This is a genomic window from Paraburkholderia sediminicola (assembly GCF_046026855.1).
Lineage (GTDB): Bacteria > Pseudomonadota > Gammaproteobacteria > Burkholderiales > Burkholderiaceae > Paraburkholderia > Paraburkholderia sediminicola_A.
Map to the genome: position 1 here is coordinate 1 of NZ_JAQQET010000099.1, position 1,155 is coordinate 1,155.

The window sequence follows — 1,155 nt, forward strand, 5'->3', positions numbered from 1 at the left end:
CAAAGTCTCATACTGCTACGCAGGTCTCATACTGACGTGATTCGTTTCGTAACTACTCTCGTGGGCAAGTATGGCCCAAGCAATTCGCGCCATCTTGTTTGCAAGAGCCACGGCTACTACGTTGCCAGGTCGCCGCTCCTGAATTCCTTTCTGCCAGGCAGTTGGTACCTTGGCGTGACACAGGACGGAGCGCGCCCCGTGGATCAGCAGCGTGCGCAGGTATGGGTCGCCTCGCTTTGAGATCGAGCCCAATCGAACCTTGCCGCCCGTACCATGTTGCCGAGGAACAAGCCCGAGAAACGCAGCGAACTCACGTCCCGACTTGAACGTCCTGGCATCTCCAATTGTTGCGACCAACGCGGTGGCGGTGAGTCTGCCGATGCCCGGCACTTCGGAGATTGCGCGACACGCCGCTTCCTGTTTCTGCCAGGCACCGATGCGCTTCTCGAGTTGACTGATATCGTCCTCAAACGCGTTGATGCGTCGTAGTTGGTCTTGCAGATTGAGGACGATCGGTCTTGGTAGCGTGTCCTCTAACTCTGCCATGCGCTCGCGGATCTCAGTGAGCCCTGCCAACCGTCCGGCACGAAACGTCGCACCGAATTCGTAGAGCAAGCCACGTAGCTGATTTACCTGCATCGTGCGAAACTTGACGAGCAACGAGCGCATGCGGTGCAGGCTCAACATCGTTTGCTGATCTTCTGTCTTTGCAGCAACCGTGCGCATCCCGGGTTGCTGTACAGCAGTCCAAATGGCCCGAGCATCCGCTGCGTCGGTCTTGTTCGTTTGGACAAATGGCCGGATAAATTGCGCATGCAACAAGACTACCTCATGTCCGAGTGCCTGAATTTTACGCGCCCACCAGTGAGCACTTCCGCAAGCTTCGAGGGCCACTCGACCAGCAGGACGTTGGGCTAGAAACGCAATTAAATCGTCGCGTCCGAACCGGCGATTGGCTATCTCACCGGTCTGTGCGTCGACCCAGTACATCTGGAACACCCGCTTTGCAATATCCAGTCCATATGTCGTAGCATTCATTTAGGGCCTCCGTTCCTCAAGTGGTTGTGTCGCAACTCCACTTTGGCACATTGATGCCGTTCGGTTCTGGAGGCCCTCAATCATGCCCACCTCCCCGAAGGGAGGGCGGTGTCCATT

General features: G+C 56.7%; 1 protein-coding gene. It reads right to left on the reverse strand.

Features of this window, described 5'->3' with window-relative positions; genetic code table 11:
* Positions 1 to 15 precede the first annotated feature (15 nt).
* Positions 16 to 1,038 carry an IS110 family RNA-guided transposase gene (locus tag PQR40_RS38970; protein ID WP_408511281.1) on the reverse strand — a complete coding sequence of 341 codons (1,023 nt, stop codon included), beginning with the start codon at positions 1,036 to 1,038 and terminating at the stop codon, positions 16 to 18.
* Positions 1,039 to 1,155: the final 117 nt, after the last annotated feature.